Below are 18,366 nucleotides of genomic sequence, written 5' to 3'. Positions count from 1 at the left end.
GCTCTTCACCGCAGCCAAATCCTCAAGAAATCCATGGTCAAACAGGCGCGAACGCCGTGAGACTCCGTGTAATGAAAGTGCAATGCGGCGGTTTCGGGGCGCAATTGGCGCCGGGCCGGCCGATTGCGCCGTATCGCCTTATTCCGCCGCTTATTCTTCGGTGCGGATCAGCACCGTTTCGCCGATCAGCAGGAACAATATGGGCGGCCCCCATGCCGCCAGCGTTGGCGGATAGGCGCCGATATTGCCCATCGCCAGCGCGAAATTATCGGCGACGAAATAGGCAAAGCCCAGCCCCATGCCGATCACCGCGCGGACGAACAGCCGGCCGGACCGGGCAAGGCCGAACGCGGCGACCCCTGCCAGCAGCGGCATCAGGGCCGATGACAGCGGACCCGACAGCTTGTGCCACAATCCCGCCTCCAGCGCTTCGGTCGGCCGGCCGGCGGCTTTCAGATCGGCGATTGCGGTGCGCAGGCTGGAAAAGCTGCGCTCGTCCGCGTCGACATTGGCAAGGGTGAAGCGATCGGGCGTCACCCCGCGGGCGATGGTGAGCGTGGGCAGGTCGCTGGTCAGCCCGCGCGTGACATCGAACCGGCGGACATCGTGCAGCAGCCAGCCGCCACGATCGTAGCGGCCTGTCTTGGCGGTCACGATCGTTTCCAGCGTGCCGCCGATCCGGTCATATAGCGTGACATCGACCAGCCGGACGCCGGCGCCCCGGCCGCTGGCCTGCGCGGCGTGGATCAGATCGTCGCCGCTGCGCACCCACACATTGGTGACGATGCCGCGATCCTTGGGGATCGGCCCGTAATCCACCGCTTCCCAAGCCCTCAGCGTCGCCGCCGCGCGGGTGACGATGCGATCGTTGAAGACAAACGACAAAGCGGAAATGCCCAGGCTGGCGACGATCAGCGGCGCCAGGATCTGGTGGGCCGAAACGCCCGCCGCCTTCATCGAGATGATCTCGCTATTCTGGTTGAGCGTGACGAAGGTGATGATCGCGCCCAGCAGCACCGCGAACGGCAGGAAGCGGGCGATCAATTGTGGCACGCGCAGCGACACATATTGCCACAATTGCGGTTCGCCATTGCCGGGATAGGCCAGGATATTGCCCGATTCGCCCAGCAGGTCGAGCGTCTGGAGCACCAGCACCAGCGCCGCCAGCACGGCCATGCTGGTCAGCAGGAACTTCTTGGCCATGTACCAGCTGATCGTGCGCGACGCGAAGAATTGCAGGTTCATGCCACGGTCTCCGCCTGGCGGCCGAAGGGCAGCCAGCGCCGCACGGCCTTGCCGGCCTTGGCGGCCCAGCGTTCCAGTGCGCCGATCGGCTGGCCGCCGGGAATATGCGCCACCGTATAATACATCCACCCGGTAAAGGCAGCGAAGCCAAGGAACGGCAGCCACAGCGAAATCAAGGGATCGACCCGGCCGAGCGCGCCCAGCGCCTCGCCATATTCGTTGATCTTGTGCTGCGTCACGATCAGCACGATCGACAGGAATACGCCCAGTGCTGACGTCGATCGCTTCGGCGGCACGGCAAGGGCAACGGCCAGCAGTGGCAGCAGGAACATCGTCGCCACCTCGACCAGCCGGAAATGGAAATTGGCCCGCAGTTCGTTGCGGGTCTTTTCGGGCGTTTCCGGGTTCTTGGCGGTGCGCGCCAGTTCGGGGATGGTCATTTCCAGATCGCGCCCGCCGCGCTGGCGGAATGCCTCCATCTTGGGCAGGTCGATCGGCAGGTCATGACCGACGAAGCTCAACACGCGCGGCGTGCGGAAACCGGGCGCGTCATGCACCAGCGTGCCATTGGCCAGCCGCAGGATGATCGTGTCGGGATCGTCGGTCGCCATGAACGTGCCGCGTTCGGCCGTCACCGCCAGCGATTTGCCGTCCTTCGTTTCGGTCATGACGAAAATGCCCGAAAGATCGCGCCCGCTGTCGCGGCTCTGTTCGACGCGCAACGTCATCCGGCTGCCGAGTTTCGTAAACTCGCCCACCTTGATCGATGCGCCCAGCGCGCCTGATCGCAGTTCGAATCGCAGCCCTTCATAGGCGTAGCGTGCATAAGGCTGGACGAAGCCGACGATCAGCAGGTTGAGCGCGGCCAGCCCGATCGTGAACATATAAGGCACGCGCATCAGCCGCCCGTAACTGATGCCCAGCGCGCGCAGCACATCGAGTTCGGACGACAAGGCGAGTCGGCGGAAGGCCAGCAGGATGCCCAGCATCAGCCCGATCGGGATGCCCAGCGACAGATATTCGGGCAGCATGTTGGCCAGCATCTTCCATACGACGCTTACCGGTCCGCCTTCGCTGGCGACGAAATCGAACAGCCGCAACATCTTGTCGAGCACGAGCAGCATCGCCGACACGATCAGCGTTCCCACCAACGGAACGGTGATCAGACGGGCGAGGTAGCGGTCGGTGAGGCTCGCAAGTCTCAAAATATGGTCGCCTCGTCACCATGATCTGGCCGCAATCGCAGCCGATTGTCGGAAGCGTCGGGGGCATTGCGTATCCCGCCGGGCGCGTTTTCAGCCCGGCTATAGCTTCCGGAGGTAGAGAGGTCATGCTGAAACTGTCGAACTTCGTTGCCATTTCCCTGCTGGCGTCGGCCTTGCCGGCGGCAATGGGCGCAAGCGCGGCCCAGGCGGCCGTGCTGGGGCCTGATGCCGCGGCGTGCGCGCCGGGGGCGTCGGGTGCGGCGGTGCTGGTGAAGGTGGACGGTTTCAAGGCGCGTACCGGCGATCTGCGTGTCCAGATCTACGGCAGCAATCCCGATGATTTTCTGGCCAAGGGCCGCCGGGTGAAGCGGATCGACCTGCCTGTCACGCCGCGTGCCGAATCGATGGAAGTGTGCGTCGCTTTGCCGCAGCCGGGCAACTATGCGGTGGCGGTGCGCCATGACGTCGAAGGCGATGGCAAGTCCGGCCGCGGCGATGGCGGCGGCTTTTCGCGCAATCCCGGGCTTTCGCTGTTTTCGCTGAAGCCGAAATATGACGATGTCGTGATTTCGGTGGGTGCGGAGCCGCGCCGGGTGAACGTGGTTCTCAATTATGTCCAGGGCTTGTCGATCAAGCCCGTCAAGTCCGCTGCGAGGTAGAATGATGGCTGGCGTCGCATTGCTGTCGAATCCGCGGTCCACGGGGAATCGCGCGATTCTGCCCCGCATCCGCAGTTTCTGCGCACAGCATGGCGAAATCTTTCATTACGAGGTCGAGGCGATCGAACAGATCGGCCCGGCCCTGCGGACGATCGCGCGGGTGCGCCCGAAGGTGCTGGTCATCAACGGCGGCGACGGCACGGTGCAGGCGGCGCTGACCGAATTGCATCTGGGCGGCCATTTCGGCGATTCGCCGCCGCCCGTGGCCGTGCTGCCCAACGGCAAGACCAACCTGATCGCGCTCGATCTGGGGGCCAGCGGCGATCCGATCGTGGCGCTGGAGCGGGTGCTGGAAATCGCCCGTGGCGACATGACCGATCATATCGTACCGCGCGAACTGATCGCCTTGTCCGATGGCGGAGTGCGCCCTGTGCTGGGCATGTTCCTGGGCGGCGCAGGCCTTGCCGATTCGATCCTGTTCTGTCGCAACAAGATTTATCCGCTCGGCTTGCCCAACGGGTTCAGCCATGTGCTGACGGTGATGGCCGTGTTCCTGTCGCTGATCTTCGGCATCCGCGCCGCTTTCCTGCCACCACGGCCAAGCGAGGTGCGCGTGTCGCTGATTCGCCAGGGCCAGATTCAGGGGCGGTTCGCGCTGCTGATCGTGACGACGCTGCACAAGCTGCTCTTGAACAGCAAGACCGGCAACGGCACCGGGCCGGCGGGCCTGCAACTGATGATGGTCGACCAAAGTCCCCTGTCGCTGCTGCGCGCGATCGTCGCGGCGGTGTTCGGGCGTCTCGGCAAGCACGCGATGGCGGGTATCCACCTGCAGCGCGGCGATGAAATCCGCATCGAAGGGGATCGGTCCAGCGTGATTCTCGACGGTGAACTGTTCCAGGCGGATAAGGGGCGGCCGATCGTGCTGACCCAGACGCGGCCGATGCCCTTCCTGCGCCTCGCGGCCTGATCGCGCCCGTTCAGGGTCACCTCGTGATGCTTGCCGATCTGGTGGCGGCCGAACTCGGCCAGCCGGTCGATCCACGCGCGGCCGCGCTCGCGGGCGCGATCGCCGCGCGCTACGGCGACGCGGCGCGGGCCGTGCTGTTCTACGGATCGTGCCTGCGCGAAACGCGGCTCGACGGGCTGATGCTCGATTTCTATCTGATCGTGTCCGATTATCGCGCGGCATATGGCAAAAGCTGGCTGGCGACCGCGAACCGGCTGGTGCCGCCTAATGTGTTCCCGTTCGAAGCCGAAGATCTCGCCGCGAAATATGCGGTGTTGAGCGAGGATGATTTCGCCCGGCTCTGTTCGGTGAAGGCGGATAATGTGTCGGTGTGGGCGCGCTTCGCCCAGCCGTCGCGGTTGGTGTGGGCGCGGGACGAAGCTGCGGCTGCGCGCGCTGTCGCCGCCGTGGCGCAGGCGGCACCCACCTTGCTCGCGCTTTCAGCCCCGACTCTGGAAAAGGCCCTCGCCGATCCGCTCGATCTGTGGCGGGCGGGCTTCACGCTCACTTATGGCGCTGAACTGCGCGCCGAACGTGGCAATCGGCCCGGATCGATCGTCGATGCTGATCCCGATCGTTATCGCCGCTTTTCGGGCGCGGCGCTTGCTGCGGCCGGGGTCGATCCCGCTGCCGCCCCGTCGCCCGATGCCCGCGCGGCGGCGCTGGCTGGTTGGCGCACCCTGCAAAAGCGCGGCAAGCGCCTCACCCTCATCCGCCTCGCCAAGGCCAGCGCCACCTTTGCTGGCGGGATCGATTACCTGGCGTGGAAGATCAACCGCCACGCCGGCACCGCGATCACCATCCGCCCCTGGCAACGCCGCTTCCCGATCCTGGGCGCGATCACCCTGTTGCCCCGCCTGCTGATGAAGGGCGCGGTGCGCTGAGACGCACTTGTGCGGTGGAAGGAAAGAATCTTCCGGTTGAAGCTTATTCGAATCTCGTGCGCCTGGGCCTGTTGAGGCGGTTCGGAGATCGCGAATGCCGTCTGCCACCTGACCGGCTTTTTGCACGAGGTGGACGGGCAAGCGGCGCTGCCGCGAGGCTCGTCTGTCCTACAAAGTGCCATATAGGTTAGTTTCTTCCTCCCAATGACAGGAGGAAAGCCATGGCGCTGATCGAAGGCATTATCGGGCCGATTGCGGGGCTGATCGACAAGATCATTCCCGATCCGCAGGCGCGGGAACGGGCCAAGCTGGAATTGCTGAAATTGCAGGGCAGCCAGGACATGGAGGCGCTCAAGACCCAGCTTTCGGCGATCGTCGCCGAGGCGCAGTCGGCCGATCCGTGGACCAGTCGGGCGCGGCCGAGCTTTTTATATGTGATGTACGCCCTGTTGCTATGGTCGATCCCGATGGGGTTGATTTCGGCGGCGCAGCCGGGGTTGGCCGACGCGATCGGCCGGGCGATGAACGCCTATCTGGCGGGGCTGCCCGAACCGCTCTACGCGCTCTTCGGCACCGGCTATCTCGGCTATACGGTCGCGCGTGAATGGGGCAAGGCGAAGAAGGTCTGATCTCCGCCGCATCCGGATGTGCGGCGGGGTTGGGAAGGAGCCTCGCCGCATGCCCACATTCGCCCTGTTGATCGCGTCCAACCTGTTCATGACGGTGGCGTGGTACGGCCACCTCAAATTTCCCGATGCAAGGCTGTGGGTGGTGGTGCTGGCGTCGTGGGGGATCGCGCTGATCGAATATAGCCTGGCGGTACCGGCGAACCGGATCGGTTATGCAAGCGGGCTGAGTGGCGGCCAGCTGAAGATCATGCAGGAATGCATCACGCTGGCGGTGTTCGCGGTGTTTGCGATCGTCGTGCTGAAGGAGCCGTTGACATGGCGTTATCTGGGCGCGGGGGCGTGCATCGCCGGGGCGGCGGCCTTCACGTTCGTCGGCCGGAATTGAGCGCGCCAGCGGGACGGTTGCACAGGGTTATGGGGTTTGCATGGCAATCCTCAACTTCCTCAACTTAACCCTCGTTGCGCTTGGGGGCAGCTGCTCCCATATCGCCGCTGCAAGCTGAAAACAGGACAGGCATGAGCGAGGACAAGATAGGTTGGCACGGCACGACGATCCTGTCGGTGCGGCGTGGCGGCAAGGTGGTGGTGGTCGGCGACGGCCAGGTTTCGATGGGCAATACGGTGATGAAGCCGAATGCCCGCAAGGTGCGCCGCCTGCATGATGGATCGGTGATCGGCGGGTTCGCCGGGGCGACGGCGGATGCCTTCACTTTGTTCGAACGGCTCGAACGCAAGCTGGAACAGCATAATGGCCAGCTGATGCGCGCCGCGGTTGAACTGGCCAAGGACTGGCGGACCGACAAATATCTGCGCAACCTGGAAGCGATGATGATCGTCGCCGACAGCCAAGTGACCCTGATCCTGACCGGCAATGGCGACGTGCTGGAACCGGTGGGCGGGGTTGCCGCGATCGGATCGGGCGGCAATTTCGCGCTGTCCGCCGCGCGTGCGCTGGTCGATTACGAACCCGATGCCGAGGCTTTGTGCCGCAAGGCGATGGCGATCGCGGCCGAACTATGCGTGTTCACCAACGACCAGCTGACCTTGGAATCGTTGGAAAGCGCCAACTGATGGCTTTGTTTTTCAACGCTTTTCATATCATTGTTTGAGAAGAGACAGAATGAACGACGCGCTTACCCCCAAGGCCATCGTCGCCGCCCTCGATGCGCATATCGTCGGCCAGCAGGACGCCAAGCGCGCGGTGGCCGTCGCCCTGCGCAACCGCTGGCGCCGGCAGCGCCTGCCCGAAGGCCTGCGTGAAGAAGTCACGCCCAAGAATATCCTGATGATCGGCCCCACGGGCTGCGGCAAGACCGAGATCAGCCGTCGTCTGGCCAAGCTCGCCGATGCGCCGTTCGTGAAGGTGGAAGCGACCAAGTTCACCGAGGTCGGCTATGTCGGTCGCGATGTGGAGCAAATCGCCCGCGATCTGGTCGAGGAAGCGGTGCGGCTGGAAAAGGAACGCCGCCGCAACGCGGTGAAGGACAAGGCCGAAGATGCGGCGATGGGCCGGCTGCTCGATGCGCTGGTCGGCAAGGATGCCAGCGAAGCGACGCGCACCGCGTTCCGCCAGCGCTTCACCGACGGCCATCTCGACGACAAGGAGGTCGAGGTCGATCTGGAGGATTCGGGCGGCGCGCCGTTCGAGATTCCGGGCATGGGCGGGCAGGTCGGCATGATCAACCTGTCGGATATGATGGGCAAGCTGGGCGGCAACCGCGCCAAGCGGCGCAAGCTGCCGGTGCGTGCGGCATGGGCCAAGCTGGTCGATGAAGAAGCCGACAAGCGGCTCGATCAGGATGAAGTGAGCCGGGTCGCGCTGGCCGATGCCGAAGCCAATGGCATCGTCTTTCTCGACGAAATCGACAAGATTGCCGTGTCCGACGTGCGTGGTGGTTCGGTCAGCCGCGAAGGCGTGCAGCGAGATCTGTTGCCGTTGATCGAAGGGACGACGATCGCCACCAAATATGGGCCGATGAAGACCGACCATATCCTGTTCATCGCATCGGGGGCGTTCCATGTGGCCAAACCCAGCGATCTGCTGCCCGAATTGCAGGGCCGCCTGCCGATCCGGGTGGAACTGAAGGCGCTGACCGAGGCCGATTTCGTGCGCATCCTGTCGGCAACACAGGCCAGCCTCACCGAACAATATCGCGCGCTGATCGGCACCGAAGGGGTGGAGGTCAATTTCACCGAAGATGGCATCGCCGCGATCGCGCGGATTGCCGCCGAAGTGAACGGCCAGGTCGAAAATATCGGTGCCCGCCGGCTGTCGACGGTGATGGAAAAGCTGCTGGAAGACGTCAGCTTCGACGCGGAAAACCGCCAGGGCAGCACGCTCGACGTGGATGCCGCCTATGTCGAAAGCCAGTTGAGCGCGATTGCGCGCAACACCGATCTCAGCAAGTTTGTTCTCTAACGGCCAGCTTTGCGGGCGGTGGGTTACATCAGTCCCATCGCCCGCAGGCTGGCATGGCCGCCGCCGGCGATGATCACATGGTCGTGGATGGCGATGCCCAGGGGCTTGGCCGCATTCACCAGATCGCGGGTCAGCGCGATATCCTGCCGGCTGGGTTGCGGATCGCCTGATGGATGGTTGTGCACAAGAATCAGCGAAGCTGATCCCATATCCAGCGCGCTGCGGATGATTTCGCGCACATAGACGGCGGCCTGGTCGATCGATCCTTCGGACGCTAGTTCATCGCGAATCAGCATATTCTTGCTGTTGAGGTGGAGCACGCGCACCCGTTCGATGGTGCGGTGAGCCATGTCCGCGCGCAGATAATCAAGCACTGCCTGCCAGCTGGCCAGCACCGGCCGGCCGGTGACGCGGGATCGCAGCAGGCGCAGCGCCGCAGCCTCGGCGATCTTGATCGCGGCGACCGCCGTATCGCTCAAGCCACCCTGACGGGCCAGCGCGCGCGCATCCGCGCCCAATACGCCGCCGATCCCGCCGAACTCGGCGATCAGCCGCCGCGCGATCGTCTTGGTTTCCCGGCGCGGAATGGCGAGCATCAGGAGATATTCGATCAGTTCATGGTCGAGCAGCGCCTCCGGCCCCTCGGTCAGGCGTTCGCGCAGGCGGGCGCGGTGGCCGCTGGCATCGGTTCCTGGATCGGCATCGCTCATCGCATGATGTTGTGCATGGCTCATCCCGGCTGCGCAACAATATCGCATTGAAGACGTTGAGGATGGGCCGCGCAGCCGCGCGGGGGGAAGTGAAAGGATCCGCAATCCAAAATGATCTCGCCGCAGACGATGGCAACGCGCTAGACGTTGTCGGGATGACGGCTGACCAAACGACACCTTCGCGCAGGCGGCTGAGATGGCTGGCGGTTCCCGTCGCGATTCCGGTTATCCTGTTATCGGTCCTGTGGATTGAACGGCGGCCGATCGCCGCGCATTTCGTCGATAAGGAACTGGCCGCCCGCGGCGTACCGGCAACCTACCGCATCGCGGGGATCGGTCCGCGGACGCAACGGCTGGAAAATATCGTCATCGGCGATCCTGCATCTCCCGATTTCACGGCGGACTGGGCCGAGTTGCATCTGTCCTGGGGCTTCAACGGGCCAGAAGTGGCCGCGATCGTCGCCAGCGGTGTGCGTCTGCATGGCAAGCTGGTCGATGGCGCGTTGCGGTTGGGTAACGTCGACAAGCTGCTGCCCGCGCCGACAGGCGCGCCGTTCGCGCTGCCCGATCTGAAAGTTGATCTGCGCGATGCGCGGCTGGGTCTTGCGACGGCGGCGGGGCGGATCGGCGTCACCATCAATGGCAAGGGCAATCTGGCGCGCGATTTTCGTGGGCGGATGCTGCTCCATGCGCCACGGCTGGCGAGTATGGGGTGCGGCGCGGTCGGGCTGCTCGTCCCGGTTGATGTGGCCACTGGAAAGGATGCGACTCGGATCGAGGGGCCGATCCGGTTGAACCATTTCCAATGTGGCGATGCAGCCGCAATGATGGGGCTGGAGGGCAAAACCAAGCTCCGCATTGCGGGCGATCTAGGCCGGGTCGACGGCGATGTGTCGTTGCTTGCGGATACCGGCCGGTTGGCTTCGCTGACGGCGAAGCGGTGGCAGTTTGCGGGCACGCTCGCCGCAGATGTCGCCAAAGGCGAAGGGCGGATGGATGGCGGGATCGATTTTGTCGAAGCGGCCGCGTCAAGCGATCTGCGCGAAGCGTTGCGCGGCGCGGGTGCGGCTTTGGCCGGAACCCCGGCGGCACCGCTTGCTCCGCCGCTCATTGCGGCTCTGCTGCGTTCGGCGACAGATGTGGACGGTACGGCCAAGCTGGCGGCGCGTTACGGGCAAAGCACTCAGATCAGTCTGAGCGACGTGACCTTGACGGGGGCCGCATCGGGCGCGCGTTTCACCTTTGGTGGCGGGCGTGGGATTGGCTGGTCGCCTGATCGCGGCGTCAGTGCGGATGGCGAGTTGCGCCTTGGCGGTGGGGGCTGCCCGCGATCAGCGGACGGATGGCGATCGCCAATGGAGTGGGTGAGGGGCGGCTGACGATCGCGCCATATGCGGCGGGGGGAGCGCGCCTCGCGCTGGCTCCGGTCCAACTGGTCGCAACGAACGCCGGCTATGCGATCGATACCGCCGCCACGATTGACGGGCCGTTGGGTGACGGGGCGGTGCGGGGCCTTTCGCTGCCGGTTGCGGCGCGGATCGACAAGGATGGCGGATTTGCGCTCAATCCGCGTTGCGCAACGCTGGCCTTCGAATCGCTGGCGGTGGCCGGGCTTGTGCTCGCCCCGGCACGATTGCCGCTATGCCCGACGGGCCGGGCGCTTCTCGTGAAAACGGACGGTGGTGCCGTTGCCGGCGGTGCGGCGATCGCAGGGCTAAAGCTTGCCGGGCATCTGAGCGGATCGCCGTTGACGATGGTAAGCCAAAGTTTTCGGTTCGACGTTGGCACCCCCGGTTTTACCGCCAATGCGGTCGCGGTGCGGCTGGGGCAGGGCGATTCGGTCAGCCGGCTCGATCTGGCCCGAATCGCGGGGCGTATCGATTCAAAGGGGGTGGCCGGCCAGTTTGATGGTGCCGCGGGTAAGATCGCGGCTGTGCCGCTATTATTGTCCGAAGGGCAGGGCGGCTGGCGGCTGGCCAAGGGGGATCTCACGCTCGATGCCACTCTGCGGGTGGCCGATGATGCTGTCGATCCGCGCTTCAATCCGCTGCAGGCGGATAGTGTGCGGCTGACATTGATCGATGGCAAGATCCACACCACCGGGCAGTTGCGCGAGCCGTCGACCGGCGTGTCGGTTGCCGATCTTGTGATCGATCATGATCTTGGCCGGGCAGCCGGCCGGGCATTGCTTGACGTGCCGGGAATCACCTTCGGCCGGGCACTCCAGCCTGAAAAGCTGACGCGGCTTACGCTGGGCGTCGTTGCCAATGTCGAAGGTTCCGTGCGCGGGCAGGGGCGAATCGACTGGGCCGATGCCGGTGTCACCAGTGGCGGCACCTTCCGCACCGATTCGCTGAACCTGGCGGCTGCCTTTGGCCCGGTCGCGGGGTTGAGCGGCGAGATCCATTTTTCCGATCTGCTGGGGCTGGAAACGCCGCCGGGGCAGGAGGTACGGCTGGCCGAGGTGAATCCGGGCGTCGCGGTGACGGAAGGTGTCGTCCGTTACCAATTGTTGCCAGGCCAGCAGGTGCGAATCGAAGGCGGGCGCTGGCCATTTTCGGGTGGCGAACTGTTCATGGAGCCGACGACGCTCGATTTCGTGCAGCCGGTCGCCCGGCACATGACGTTTCGCGTCGCGGGGTTGGATGCGGCATTGTTCATCCAGCGATTCGAATTCGACAATATCGCGGGAACCGGCACATTCGATGGCACCCTGCCGATCGTGTTCGACGATCAGGGCGGGCGGATTGAAAATGGCCGGCTGGTGGTGCGGCAAGGCGGCGGCACGCTCGCTTATGTCGGTGAACTCAGCAACGAAGATCTCGGCACCTACGGCAAGATGGCGTTCGATGCGCTGAAGGCGATTCGCTACGACAATCTGGCGATCGAACTGAACGGCAATTTGGACGGTGAAATCGTCAGCCAGATCGTATTTGCCGGTGTCAACGAACAGCCGCTGGGCGGAAATAAGCTCGATGGCATGGCGAAGGAGCTTACGGGCCTGCCGTTCAAGTTCAACATCGTCGTGCGCGCGCCATTCCGCGGGCTGGTGAGCACGGCGACTACGTTCGTCGATCCGACCGGGCTGATTCGCAATCAGCGGACCAAGGACGGTGAACCGCCTGTTCAGCCCCATGAAAGCGAGGGTAAGCGATGAAATTCGTGATAGAGGCGGCTGAACGGAAACGAAGCATGAGGGTGTCGATGACGGGAATGCGCTTGATTATCTGCGGCGGCGCGCTGCTGCTTGCGGGCGGGTGCATCCAGGTCAAGGCGCCCGACAGGCCGATCGAAATCAATCTGAACGTGAACGTGAAACAGGAAGTGGTGGTGCGCCTGCAACGCGATGCGCAGGAATTCATCACCGAAAACCCGGAGTTGTTCCCGCAATGACACGATATTCGAAGTCGATTCTCGGCGTTGCCGTCGCGCTGGCGATAGGCGCAAGCGGCTATGCTTGGGCGCAGGCGGGCGATCCTGCGCTGACCGCGGCGATCGCGGCCGGGCAGGTGGGCGAACAGGCCGATGGCTATCTGGGCGTTGCCAAGCCCGTCAGCGGGGATGTCCGCGCGGCGGTGGAAGCGCTCAATATCAAGCGGCGCGCCGCCTATACCGATCAGGCGGCCAAGCATGGCGTGGCCCTGCGCGAATGGGCGGCCACCATCGGTTGCCAGACGCTGCGGGGCCGCGTGCGCACCGGGCAGGCCTATCTGCTACCCGATGGCGTCTGGCGGGTGAAGGATTCCAGCCCGATCGCGTTGCCAGCGAATTGCGGTTGAACGGGAACACCACCCTCGCGGTTGACTTGATCCCCCCCCCTTCCTAAAGGGGCCTCGCCTTGGCGGGGTTGCTCGTCGGCATCGCTGTCGCACGCCCCATGGTGAGAGGGACAGGATGTCGGAGAACGAACCCGGGCAGGATCCGAAAAGCGCCGAAGATGCGCGGCTGACATCGCTCCAACAGCGATTGAATGCCGCAGCGGAAGCGGAGCGGATCAGAACCGCAACCAAGCAGGCGAAGCCCGGTAAGGGCTATTCCCAAGGGAATCGCGTGCTGGCGGAACTGATTGCGGGGCCTGTTGTGGGGGCGCTGGTCGGATGGGTCCTGGACCGCTGGCTTGGTACCGCGCCGTGGCTACTGCTGGTGTTGCTGTTCCTTGGGATCGGCGTCGCCTTCAGGAATATTGTACGAATCTCCAACGAGCGCCCGGAGTGATTCGGGCGCTTGGCGCATAAGCAGGGGCCAAGCGGTGGCGGCAGAAGGCGGCAAGATCGATCCGATGCACCAGTTCATGATCGAACCTCTGTTCGGTCGGACCTGGGAAATTGCGGGCTATAATATCGCCTTTACGAACTCCGCCCTGTTCATGGTGGTGACGTTGGGCCTCATCTGGCTGTTCATGCTTGGCGGCATGAAGCGCGAACTCGTTCCCGGTCGCTGGCAGGCGGCGGTGGAAGGCTTCAGCGGCTTCATCACCAACATGATGCACGCCAATATCGGCCCGAAGGGCAAGGCGTTCACGCCTTATGTCTTCTCGCTGTTCATGTTCATTCTCGTTGCCAACCTCGTCGGCATGCTGCCGCTGGGTATCGTTCCCGGCCTCCACGCCTTCACGGTGACGAGCCATCTCACCGTGACCGGTGTACTGGCGATCCTCAGCTTCTCGATCGTTCTGGTCGTCGGCTTCGCCAAGCACGGCCTGCACTTCTTCTCGCTGTTCATTCCGCACGGAACGCCCGTGCCGATGGTTCCGCTGATCTTCCTGATCGAACTGTTCTCGTTCCTCATCCGTCCGTTCTCGCTTGGTTTGCGACTGTTCGTGGCGATGACGGCCGGGCACATCCTGATGAAGGTGCTTGCGGGCTTCGTGATCAACGGCATGAATGCCGGTGCGGTGACGGTGGCAATCGTTTCGATCCCCAGCTTCGTCCTGATGGTCGGTATCACCCTGCTCGAACTGCTGGTGTGCGCCATCCAGGCTTATGTCTTTGCGTTGCTCACGTCGCTCTATCTGAACGACGCGATCAATCTGCACTGAGTTTTCACTTAACCTTTCAACGATTTCGACAAGGGAGTTTATCATGGACGCAGAAGCCGCGAAGCTGATCGGTGCTGGTCTGGCCGCCATTGGCGTGGGTCTCGCCGCACTCGGCGTGGGCAACGTGTTCGGTTCGTTCCTCGAGAGCGCGCTGCGCAACCCGGCCGCAGCCGATGGCCAGCAGGGCCGCCTCTTCATCGGCTTCGCCGCTGCCGAACTTCTCGGCCTGCTGGCGTTCGTCGTTGCGATGATCCTGCTGTTCGTCGCCTAACAGACTGTCCGGGGCCGGATTCGTCCGGCCCCTCCAAATTTTCGAGCGGGATTTCCCATGCCTCAGATCGCCCAGATCGTTGAGACCTATGCGTCCCAGATCTTTTGGCTCCTTATCGTTTTCGGCCTGATCTACTTCGGGATCGGCAAAGCGATGCTGCCGAAGATCGAGGCGACCGTGGAATCCCGCGACCGCAAGATCGCCGACGATATCGCCGCCGCCGAACGCGCCCACGCGCTCGCCGACGAAACCGAAGCGACCTATCGCGCCAAGATCGACGCCGCCCGCGCATCCGCGCAGAAAGCGACGCAGGAGGCCAAGGCCGCATCCGCGCTTGAAGCGGAAGCCCGAGTGAAGGCGGTCGACGCCGAACTCGCGACGAAAACGGCCGAGGCGGATGCCCGCATCGCCGCGTCGCAGGCGCAGGCTCTCGCCGGCATCGAAGATGTCGCGGCAGAAGCCGCGCAGGAAATCGTCTCTAAGGTTTCCGGCGTGGCCGTCAGCCGCGATCAGGCCGTCGGCGCCGTGAAGGCGGCACTGGCAAATGGCTGAGGAAGCACAGACGATGGCGCTCGACGCTGGTTCCGAACTCGTGGCGGACAATCTTCACCACGCCGCTGAGCTGGCTGGCAACGCCAGTGTGATCGCCCATGAAGGCGCGCCGGCCGAACATCATGCCAACCCGACCGGGCTGGGCATCGATGCGACCGGCTGGGTGGCGCTGGCGATGATCGTCGTCATCGGCCTGATGATCTGGAAGAAGGTGCCGGCCATGATTGGCGCGGCGCTGGACAAGAAGATCGCGTCGATCCGCGTTCAACTGGACGAAGCAGCCAAGCTCCGTGCCGAAGCCGAAGCGCTGAAGGCCGAATATGAGCGCAAGGCTGCGGCCGCCGCCAACGAAGCCGAAGCGATGCTGGCCCATGCCCGTGAAGAAGCGGATGGCATCGTTGCCAAGGCCAAGTCCGACGCGTCCTCGCTGATCGAACGCCGCGCCAAGATGGCCGAAGACAAGATCGCCGCCGCCGAACGCAGCGCTGTTGCCGAAGTTCGCGCCAAGGCTGCATCGGCCGCCGCTGCTGCCGCTGGTGCGCTGATCGCCCAGGGCCATGACGCGGGGGCTGACAAGGCGCTCGTCGATACGGTCATCACCGGCCTCGGCACGACGCGCCTGAACTGAAAGGATAGGGCGCCGACGCCGGAAACGGTGCTCGCCCTAACCTCATCTTAGTGAAACCAGTCTAGAAGCCACGGGCATGAAATATGTCGCGTGGCTTTGGACGTTGTTGATGGTTGCCGGGGCTGCGATCGCGGCTACGCAAGGCCCCGCATTGGGGTTGTACCCACCGCGCAACCTGCTTCTCGGAATGGTCTTTTCCGCCGCCGTCGTCTGCCCGGCTTTGTGGCACCGCGATGGTCTGCTGGCGGACGTTGGGTTGCCCGGCGTCAGCCGCATGTTGCTCGCGCTGGCATTGCCGCTGGTATGCGGTTTTGCCGGCACGCCGTTCGGCCTCGACAGTTTCGCGCGGCCGCCAATTCATTCAGCCTGAACAGTCCGGGCTGGCGCGGACCGGGTGTGCATCCTAAATCCGGCTGGTGAACGACACCCCATCCATCGACCGCTTCAACGAGGAAAAATCCGCCGACACCGTGCGCGGATCGGGTATGCCCGATCTGGACGCCGGAGTGGCGGCGATCCGCAACGTGCTGAACACGCTGCCGCTGCGGCCTGGTGTCTACCGGATGCAGGATGCGCGGGGCGATGTGCTGTATGTCGGCAAGGCGCGCGCGCTGCGCAATCGGGTGGCCAATTACACGCAGGTCACGCGCCTGCCCCGCCGCTTGCAACGCATGGTGTCGCAGACGCGGTCGATGACGATCGTCACGACGAATACCGAGACGGAAGCGCTGCTGCTCGAAGCGCAGCTGATCAAGAGCTATCGGCCGCCTTATAATGTGCTGCTGCGCGACGACAAAAGTTTCCCCTTCATCCTGCTGCGCGAGGATCACGCCTTTGCGCGTATCCAGAAGCATCGCGGCGCACGGCGGGCCAAGGGGCGCTATTATGGCCCGTTCGCCAGCGCCGGTTCGGTAACGCGAACATTGAACGCCCTGCAGAAACTGTTCCTGCTGCGTAGCTGCACCGACAGTTTCTTCGCCAACCGCGATCGGCCCTGCCTGTTGTACCAGATCAAGCGCTGCTCGGCGCCGTGCGTCGATCGGATCGCACCGGATGCCTATGCCGAGCTGGTGGAGGATGCCAAGGCGTTCCTCGCCGGCAAATCGACCCAGGTGCAGCAGAAGCTGGGCGAGGCGATGACGGTCGCGGCCGAGGCGATGGATTATGAACTGGCGGCGGTTTACCGTGATCGCCTGCGTGCCTTGACCTTCATTCAGTCGGCCCAGGCGATCAATGCCGAAGGGATTGGCGATGCGGATGTGTTCGCGCTCGCCAGTCGGTCGGGGCTTACGGGCGTGCAGGCTTTCTTCATTCGCGGCGGGGCGAATTGGGGCCACCGCAGCTTCTTCCCCGCGCACACCGCTGACGTGCCCGAAGCCGAGGTGCTGCAAAGCTTCCTGATGCAGTTTTACGAAGACGTGCCTCCGGCGCGGCTGGTGCTGATCGATCGGCCGCTGGCCGAAGATGCTGCGTTGATCGAAGACGCGCTGTCCGAGCGCGCCGGGCGCAAGGTGGTGCTGAAGGTTCCGCAGCGCGGTGAACAACGCAAGCTGATGGATCAGGCGCGGCGCAATGCCGAGGAGGCGGTCGACCGGCGGCTGGCGGAAGCCACCACGCAGGGACGCATCTTTCAGGAAATCGCTGATCTGTTCGAACTGGAAGGCCCGCCCAACCGGATCGAAGTCTATGACAACAGCCACATCATGGGCACCAATATGGTGGGCGGGATGATCGTCGCGGGGCCGGAAGGGTTTCGCAAGAACCAGTATCGCAAGTTCAACATCAAACGGGCTGAGACGACCGCCGGCGACGATTTCGCGATGATGCGCGAGGTGCTGGAACGGCGCTTCGCCCGGCTGGAACAGGAAGATCCCGATCGCAGCAGTGGCGAATGGCCCGATCTGCTGCTGATCGATGGCGGCAAGGGGCAGGTTTCGGCGGTGTGCCGGGTGCTGGAGGATATGGGCGTGCAGGATGTGCCCGTCGTCGGCATTTCCAAGGGACCGGATCGCAATGCCGGGCGCGAGCATTTCCATCTGCCCGATGGTCGTGAATCGGTGCTGCCGCTCAATTCGCCGACGCTGTTTTACCTCCAGCGCATTCGCGACGAGGCGCATCGCTTCGCGATCGGCGCGCACCGGGCGAAGCGTGCCAAGGCGTTCACCGCCAGCCCGCTGGACGAGGTGCCCGGCATCGGCCCGGCGCGCAAGAAAGCACTGCTGATGCATTTCGGCACGGCCAAGGCGGTGCGAAGCGCGGCGCTGGAGGATCTGGAGCGCGCGCCCGGCGTGTCGAAAGCGATGGCGCGCGCGATCCACGATTTCTATCACCCGCGCGGATGATGTCGGGATCATGCATATCGCCGCCACCGCAATCGTCTGTTCCGTCCTCATCCACGGCGAACATGGCGTGGTGGCACGGCTGCTGACCCCGGACGACGGGTTGCAGCCCGGCTATGTACGCGGCGGGCGATCGCGGCGACTGCGCCCGGTGCTGCTGCCGGGCAATATCGTCCAGGCCGATTATCGTTCGCGCAGCGATGCGCAACTGGCGGCGCTGACGGTGGAACTGGTTGAGAGCCGTGCGGGGCTGATGGGGGAACCGCTTGCGGCCGCAGCGGTCGACTGGGCGACCGCGTTGACCGCGATCACCTTGCCCGAAGGTCAGCCCTTTCCCGAATTGTACGTGGCGCTGGATGGTTTGCTCAGCGCGATTGACGCGGCGCCGTCGGCGCGCGGCTGGGCGGCGGCGCTGGCCCGCTACGAACTGATGATGCTGGCGCACATGGGATTTGGTCTCGATCTGTCAGCCTGCGCTGTCACCGACGCGAGTGACGATCTCACCTATGTCAGCCCGAAGAGCGGCCGGGCGGTCAGCGCAGCGGCGGGGGAGGGGTATCGCGATCGCCTGCTGCCTTTGCCCGGCTTTTTGATCGGGGGCGGGGTGGCCGGGGACTGGGCCGATATCCTCGCTGCGTTCCGCCTTACCGGCCATTTCCTTGCGCGCGACGTGCTGACCGATCGGCGTGCTGGCGTGCTGGCGGCGCGCGGGCGGCTGATCGATCGGATCAAACGACTTAGTTGACGTTTACGTCAATCATCCGCCGCGTTATCCTTT

General features: G+C 64.2%; 22 protein-coding genes. 19 read left to right on the top strand and 3 right to left on the bottom strand.

Features of this window, described 5'->3' with window-relative positions; all coding sequences use genetic code 11:
* Nucleotides 1-150: 150 nt before the first annotated feature.
* Together lptG and lptF are read right to left on the bottom strand one after the other, a co-directional pair.
* Nucleotides 151-1,245, bottom strand: coding sequence for an LPS export ABC transporter permease LptG (gene lptG / locus KC8_RS08880; protein ID WP_010126998.1), 1,095 nt, complete (start codon nucleotides 1,243-1,245; stop codon nucleotides 151-153).
* Nucleotides 1,242-2,450, bottom strand: coding sequence for an LPS export ABC transporter permease LptF (gene lptF, locus KC8_RS08875; protein ID WP_010126999.1), 1,209 nt, complete (start codon nucleotides 2,448-2,450; stop codon nucleotides 1,242-1,244). Before lptF ends, lptG begins: the two co-directional genes overlap by 4 nt.
* Nucleotides 2,451-2,575: 125 nt before the next feature.
* Between lptF and KC8_RS08870 the strand changes: the two genes are divergently transcribed.
* From KC8_RS08870 to hslU, 7 genes are all read left to right on the top strand, one after another.
* Nucleotides 2,576-3,109 carry a DUF2141 domain-containing protein gene (locus KC8_RS08870; protein ID WP_010127000.1) on the top strand — a complete coding sequence of 178 codons (534 nt, stop codon included), beginning with the start codon at nucleotides 2,576-2,578 and terminating at the stop codon, nucleotides 3,107-3,109.
* A gap of 4 nt (nucleotides 3,110-3,113) precedes the next feature.
* A complete protein-coding gene (locus KC8_RS08865; RefSeq protein ID WP_029624748.1) occupies nucleotides 3,114-4,079 on the top strand; it encodes a diacylglycerol/lipid kinase family protein in 966 nt (321 codons plus the stop codon).
* A gap of 26 nt (nucleotides 4,080-4,105) precedes the next feature.
* Nucleotides 4,106-5,002 (top strand): hypothetical protein, encoded by an 897-nt coding sequence (locus tag KC8_RS08860; protein WP_037496788.1) that lies wholly within the window; start codon nucleotides 4,106-4,108, stop codon nucleotides 5,000-5,002.
* 221 nt (nucleotides 5,003-5,223) lie between these two features.
* Nucleotides 5,224-5,631 (top strand): holin family protein, encoded by a 408-nt coding sequence (locus tag KC8_RS08855; RefSeq protein WP_010127004.1) that lies wholly within the window; start codon nucleotides 5,224-5,226, stop codon nucleotides 5,629-5,631.
* Nucleotides 5,632-5,680: 49 nt separating this feature from the next.
* Complete coding sequence (locus KC8_RS08850; protein WP_010127005.1) at nucleotides 5,681-6,016, top strand: DMT family protein; 336 nt, start codon at nucleotides 5,681-5,683, stop codon at nucleotides 6,014-6,016.
* 131 nt (nucleotides 6,017-6,147) lie between these two features.
* The gene (gene hslV / locus KC8_RS08845) at nucleotides 6,148-6,702 is read left to right on the top strand and encodes an ATP-dependent protease subunit HslV (protein ID WP_010127006.1); all 555 of its coding nucleotides are present in this window, start codon (nucleotides 6,148-6,150) and stop codon (nucleotides 6,700-6,702) included.
* 49 nt (nucleotides 6,703-6,751) lie between these two features.
* Entirely contained in the window at nucleotides 6,752-8,050 is a 1,299-nt protein-coding gene (gene hslU / locus KC8_RS08840) for an ATP-dependent protease ATPase subunit HslU (protein WP_010127007.1), read from the top strand.
* A gap of 23 nt (nucleotides 8,051-8,073) precedes the next feature.
* On the opposite strand, the gene radC is transcribed toward hslU, so the two are convergent.
* Entirely contained in the window at nucleotides 8,074-8,784 is a 711-nt protein-coding gene (gene radC, locus KC8_RS08835; protein WP_010127008.1) for a RadC family protein, read from the bottom strand.
* 131 nt (nucleotides 8,785-8,915) lie between these two features.
* Here radC and KC8_RS08830 point away from each other — a divergent pair, with 131 nt between their 5' ends.
* The 12 genes from KC8_RS08830 to recO all read left to right on the top strand — a co-directional run bounded on the left by KC8_RS08830 (nucleotide 8,916) and on the right by recO (nucleotide 18,333).
* Nucleotides 8,916-10,139: an intermembrane phospholipid transport protein YdbH family protein gene (locus KC8_RS08830; RefSeq protein ID WP_138956744.1), complete on the top strand. Its 1,224-nt coding sequence runs from the start codon at nucleotides 8,916-8,918 to the stop codon at nucleotides 10,137-10,139.
* Nucleotides 10,103-11,917 (top strand): YdbH domain-containing protein, encoded by a 1,815-nt coding sequence (locus tag KC8_RS08825; protein ID WP_083831286.1) that lies wholly within the window; start codon nucleotides 10,103-10,105, stop codon nucleotides 11,915-11,917. The genes KC8_RS08830 and KC8_RS08825 overlap by 37 nt, the downstream gene beginning before the upstream one ends.
* A 47-nt stretch (nucleotides 11,918-11,964) precedes the next feature.
* Nucleotides 11,965-12,153 (top strand): YnbE family lipoprotein, encoded by a 189-nt coding sequence (locus tag KC8_RS08820; RefSeq protein ID WP_029624750.1) that lies wholly within the window; start codon nucleotides 11,965-11,967, stop codon nucleotides 12,151-12,153.
* Complete coding sequence (locus KC8_RS08815) at nucleotides 12,150-12,539, top strand: YdbL family protein (protein WP_010127010.1); 390 nt, start codon at nucleotides 12,150-12,152, stop codon at nucleotides 12,537-12,539. The genes KC8_RS08820 and KC8_RS08815 overlap by 4 nt, the downstream gene beginning before the upstream one ends.
* Nucleotides 12,540-12,654: 115 nt before the next feature.
* A complete protein-coding gene (locus KC8_RS08810) occupies nucleotides 12,655-12,975 on the top strand; it encodes an AtpZ/AtpI family protein (protein WP_010127012.1) in 321 nt (106 codons plus the stop codon).
* 34 nt (nucleotides 12,976-13,009) lie between these two features.
* Nucleotides 13,010-13,798: a F0F1 ATP synthase subunit A gene (locus KC8_RS08805; RefSeq protein ID WP_010127013.1), complete on the top strand. Its 789-nt coding sequence runs from the start codon at nucleotides 13,010-13,012 to the stop codon at nucleotides 13,796-13,798.
* Between the two features lie 43 nt (nucleotides 13,799-13,841).
* A complete protein-coding gene (locus KC8_RS08800; RefSeq protein WP_010127014.1) occupies nucleotides 13,842-14,069 on the top strand; it encodes a F0F1 ATP synthase subunit C in 228 nt (75 codons plus the stop codon).
* 57 nt (nucleotides 14,070-14,126) lie between these two features.
* Nucleotides 14,127-14,621: a F0F1 ATP synthase subunit B family protein gene (locus tag KC8_RS08795; protein ID WP_010127015.1), complete on the top strand. Its 495-nt coding sequence runs from the start codon at nucleotides 14,127-14,129 to the stop codon at nucleotides 14,619-14,621.
* Between the two features lie 13 nt (nucleotides 14,622-14,634).
* Entirely contained in the window at nucleotides 14,635-15,249 is a 615-nt protein-coding gene (locus KC8_RS08790) for a F0F1 ATP synthase subunit B family protein (protein ID WP_029624751.1), read from the top strand.
* 76 nt (nucleotides 15,250-15,325) lie between these two features.
* Entirely contained in the window at nucleotides 15,326-15,619 is a 294-nt protein-coding gene (locus tag KC8_RS08785) for a hypothetical protein (protein ID WP_010127018.1), read from the top strand.
* A gap of 46 nt (nucleotides 15,620-15,665) precedes the next feature.
* Nucleotides 15,666-17,591 carry an excinuclease ABC subunit UvrC gene (gene uvrC, locus KC8_RS08780; protein ID WP_010127019.1) on the top strand — a complete coding sequence of 642 codons (1,926 nt, stop codon included), beginning with the start codon at nucleotides 15,666-15,668 and terminating at the stop codon, nucleotides 17,589-17,591.
* A gap of 10 nt (nucleotides 17,592-17,601) precedes the next feature.
* Nucleotides 17,602-18,333: a DNA repair protein RecO gene (gene recO / locus KC8_RS08775; RefSeq protein WP_010127020.1), complete on the top strand. Its 732-nt coding sequence runs from the start codon at nucleotides 17,602-17,604 to the stop codon at nucleotides 18,331-18,333.
* Nucleotides 18,334-18,366: the final 33 nt, after the last annotated feature.

The organism is Sphingomonas sp. KC8 (assembly GCF_002151445.1).
In the GTDB taxonomy this organism is placed as follows: domain Bacteria; phylum Pseudomonadota; class Alphaproteobacteria; order Sphingomonadales; family Sphingomonadaceae; genus Sphingomonas_E.
The sequence above is the reverse complement of the archived record's forward strand: the minus strand, read 5'-3'. Positions and strand labels throughout refer to the sequence as shown.

Excerpts from the sequence above, each read along its gene's own strand:
- KC8_RS08870 (WP_010127000.1), top strand. The coding sequence starts at position 2,576 with ATGCTGAAACTGTCGAACTTCGTTGCCATTTCCCTGCTGGCGTCGGCC.
- KC8_RS08810 (WP_010127012.1), top strand. The coding sequence starts at position 12,655 with ATGTCGGAGAACGAACCCGGGCAGGATCCGAAAAGCGCCGAAGATGCG.
- KC8_RS08825 (WP_083831286.1), top strand. The coding sequence starts at position 10,103 with ATGGCGATCGCCAATGGAGTGGGTGAGGGGCGGCTGACGATCGCGCCA.
- KC8_RS08855 (WP_010127004.1), top strand. The coding sequence starts at position 5,224 with ATGGCGCTGATCGAAGGCATTATCGGGCCGATTGCGGGGCTGATCGAC.
- KC8_RS08790 (WP_029624751.1), top strand. The coding sequence starts at position 14,635 with ATGGCGCTCGACGCTGGTTCCGAACTCGTGGCGGACAATCTTCACCAC.
- KC8_RS08800 (WP_010127014.1), top strand. The coding sequence starts at position 13,842 with ATGGACGCAGAAGCCGCGAAGCTGATCGGTGCTGGTCTGGCCGCCATT.
- lptG (WP_010126998.1), bottom strand. The coding sequence starts at position 1,245 with ATGAACCTGCAATTCTTCGCGTCGCGCACGATCAGCTGGTACATGGCC.
- KC8_RS08830 (WP_138956744.1), top strand. The coding sequence starts at position 8,916 with ATGACGGCTGACCAAACGACACCTTCGCGCAGGCGGCTGAGATGGCTG.
- KC8_RS08860 (WP_037496788.1), top strand. The coding sequence starts at position 4,106 with ATGCTTGCCGATCTGGTGGCGGCCGAACTCGGCCAGCCGGTCGATCCA.
- KC8_RS08815 (WP_010127010.1), top strand. The coding sequence starts at position 12,150 with ATGACACGATATTCGAAGTCGATTCTCGGCGTTGCCGTCGCGCTGGCG.
- hslV (WP_010127006.1), top strand. The coding sequence starts at position 6,148 with ATGAGCGAGGACAAGATAGGTTGGCACGGCACGACGATCCTGTCGGTG.
- recO (WP_010127020.1), top strand. The coding sequence starts at position 17,602 with ATGCATATCGCCGCCACCGCAATCGTCTGTTCCGTCCTCATCCACGGC.
- KC8_RS08820 (WP_029624750.1), top strand. The coding sequence starts at position 11,965 with ATGACGGGAATGCGCTTGATTATCTGCGGCGGCGCGCTGCTGCTTGCG.
- KC8_RS08850 (WP_010127005.1), top strand. The coding sequence starts at position 5,681 with ATGCCCACATTCGCCCTGTTGATCGCGTCCAACCTGTTCATGACGGTG.
- hslU (WP_010127007.1), top strand. The coding sequence starts at position 6,752 with ATGAACGACGCGCTTACCCCCAAGGCCATCGTCGCCGCCCTCGATGCG.
- KC8_RS08785 (WP_010127018.1), top strand. The coding sequence starts at position 15,326 with ATGAAATATGTCGCGTGGCTTTGGACGTTGTTGATGGTTGCCGGGGCT.
- KC8_RS08795 (WP_010127015.1), top strand. The coding sequence starts at position 14,127 with ATGCCTCAGATCGCCCAGATCGTTGAGACCTATGCGTCCCAGATCTTT.
- radC (WP_010127008.1), bottom strand. The coding sequence starts at position 8,784 with ATGAGCCATGCACAACATCATGCGATGAGCGATGCCGATCCAGGAACC.
- KC8_RS08865 (WP_029624748.1), top strand. The coding sequence starts at position 3,114 with ATGGCTGGCGTCGCATTGCTGTCGAATCCGCGGTCCACGGGGAATCGC.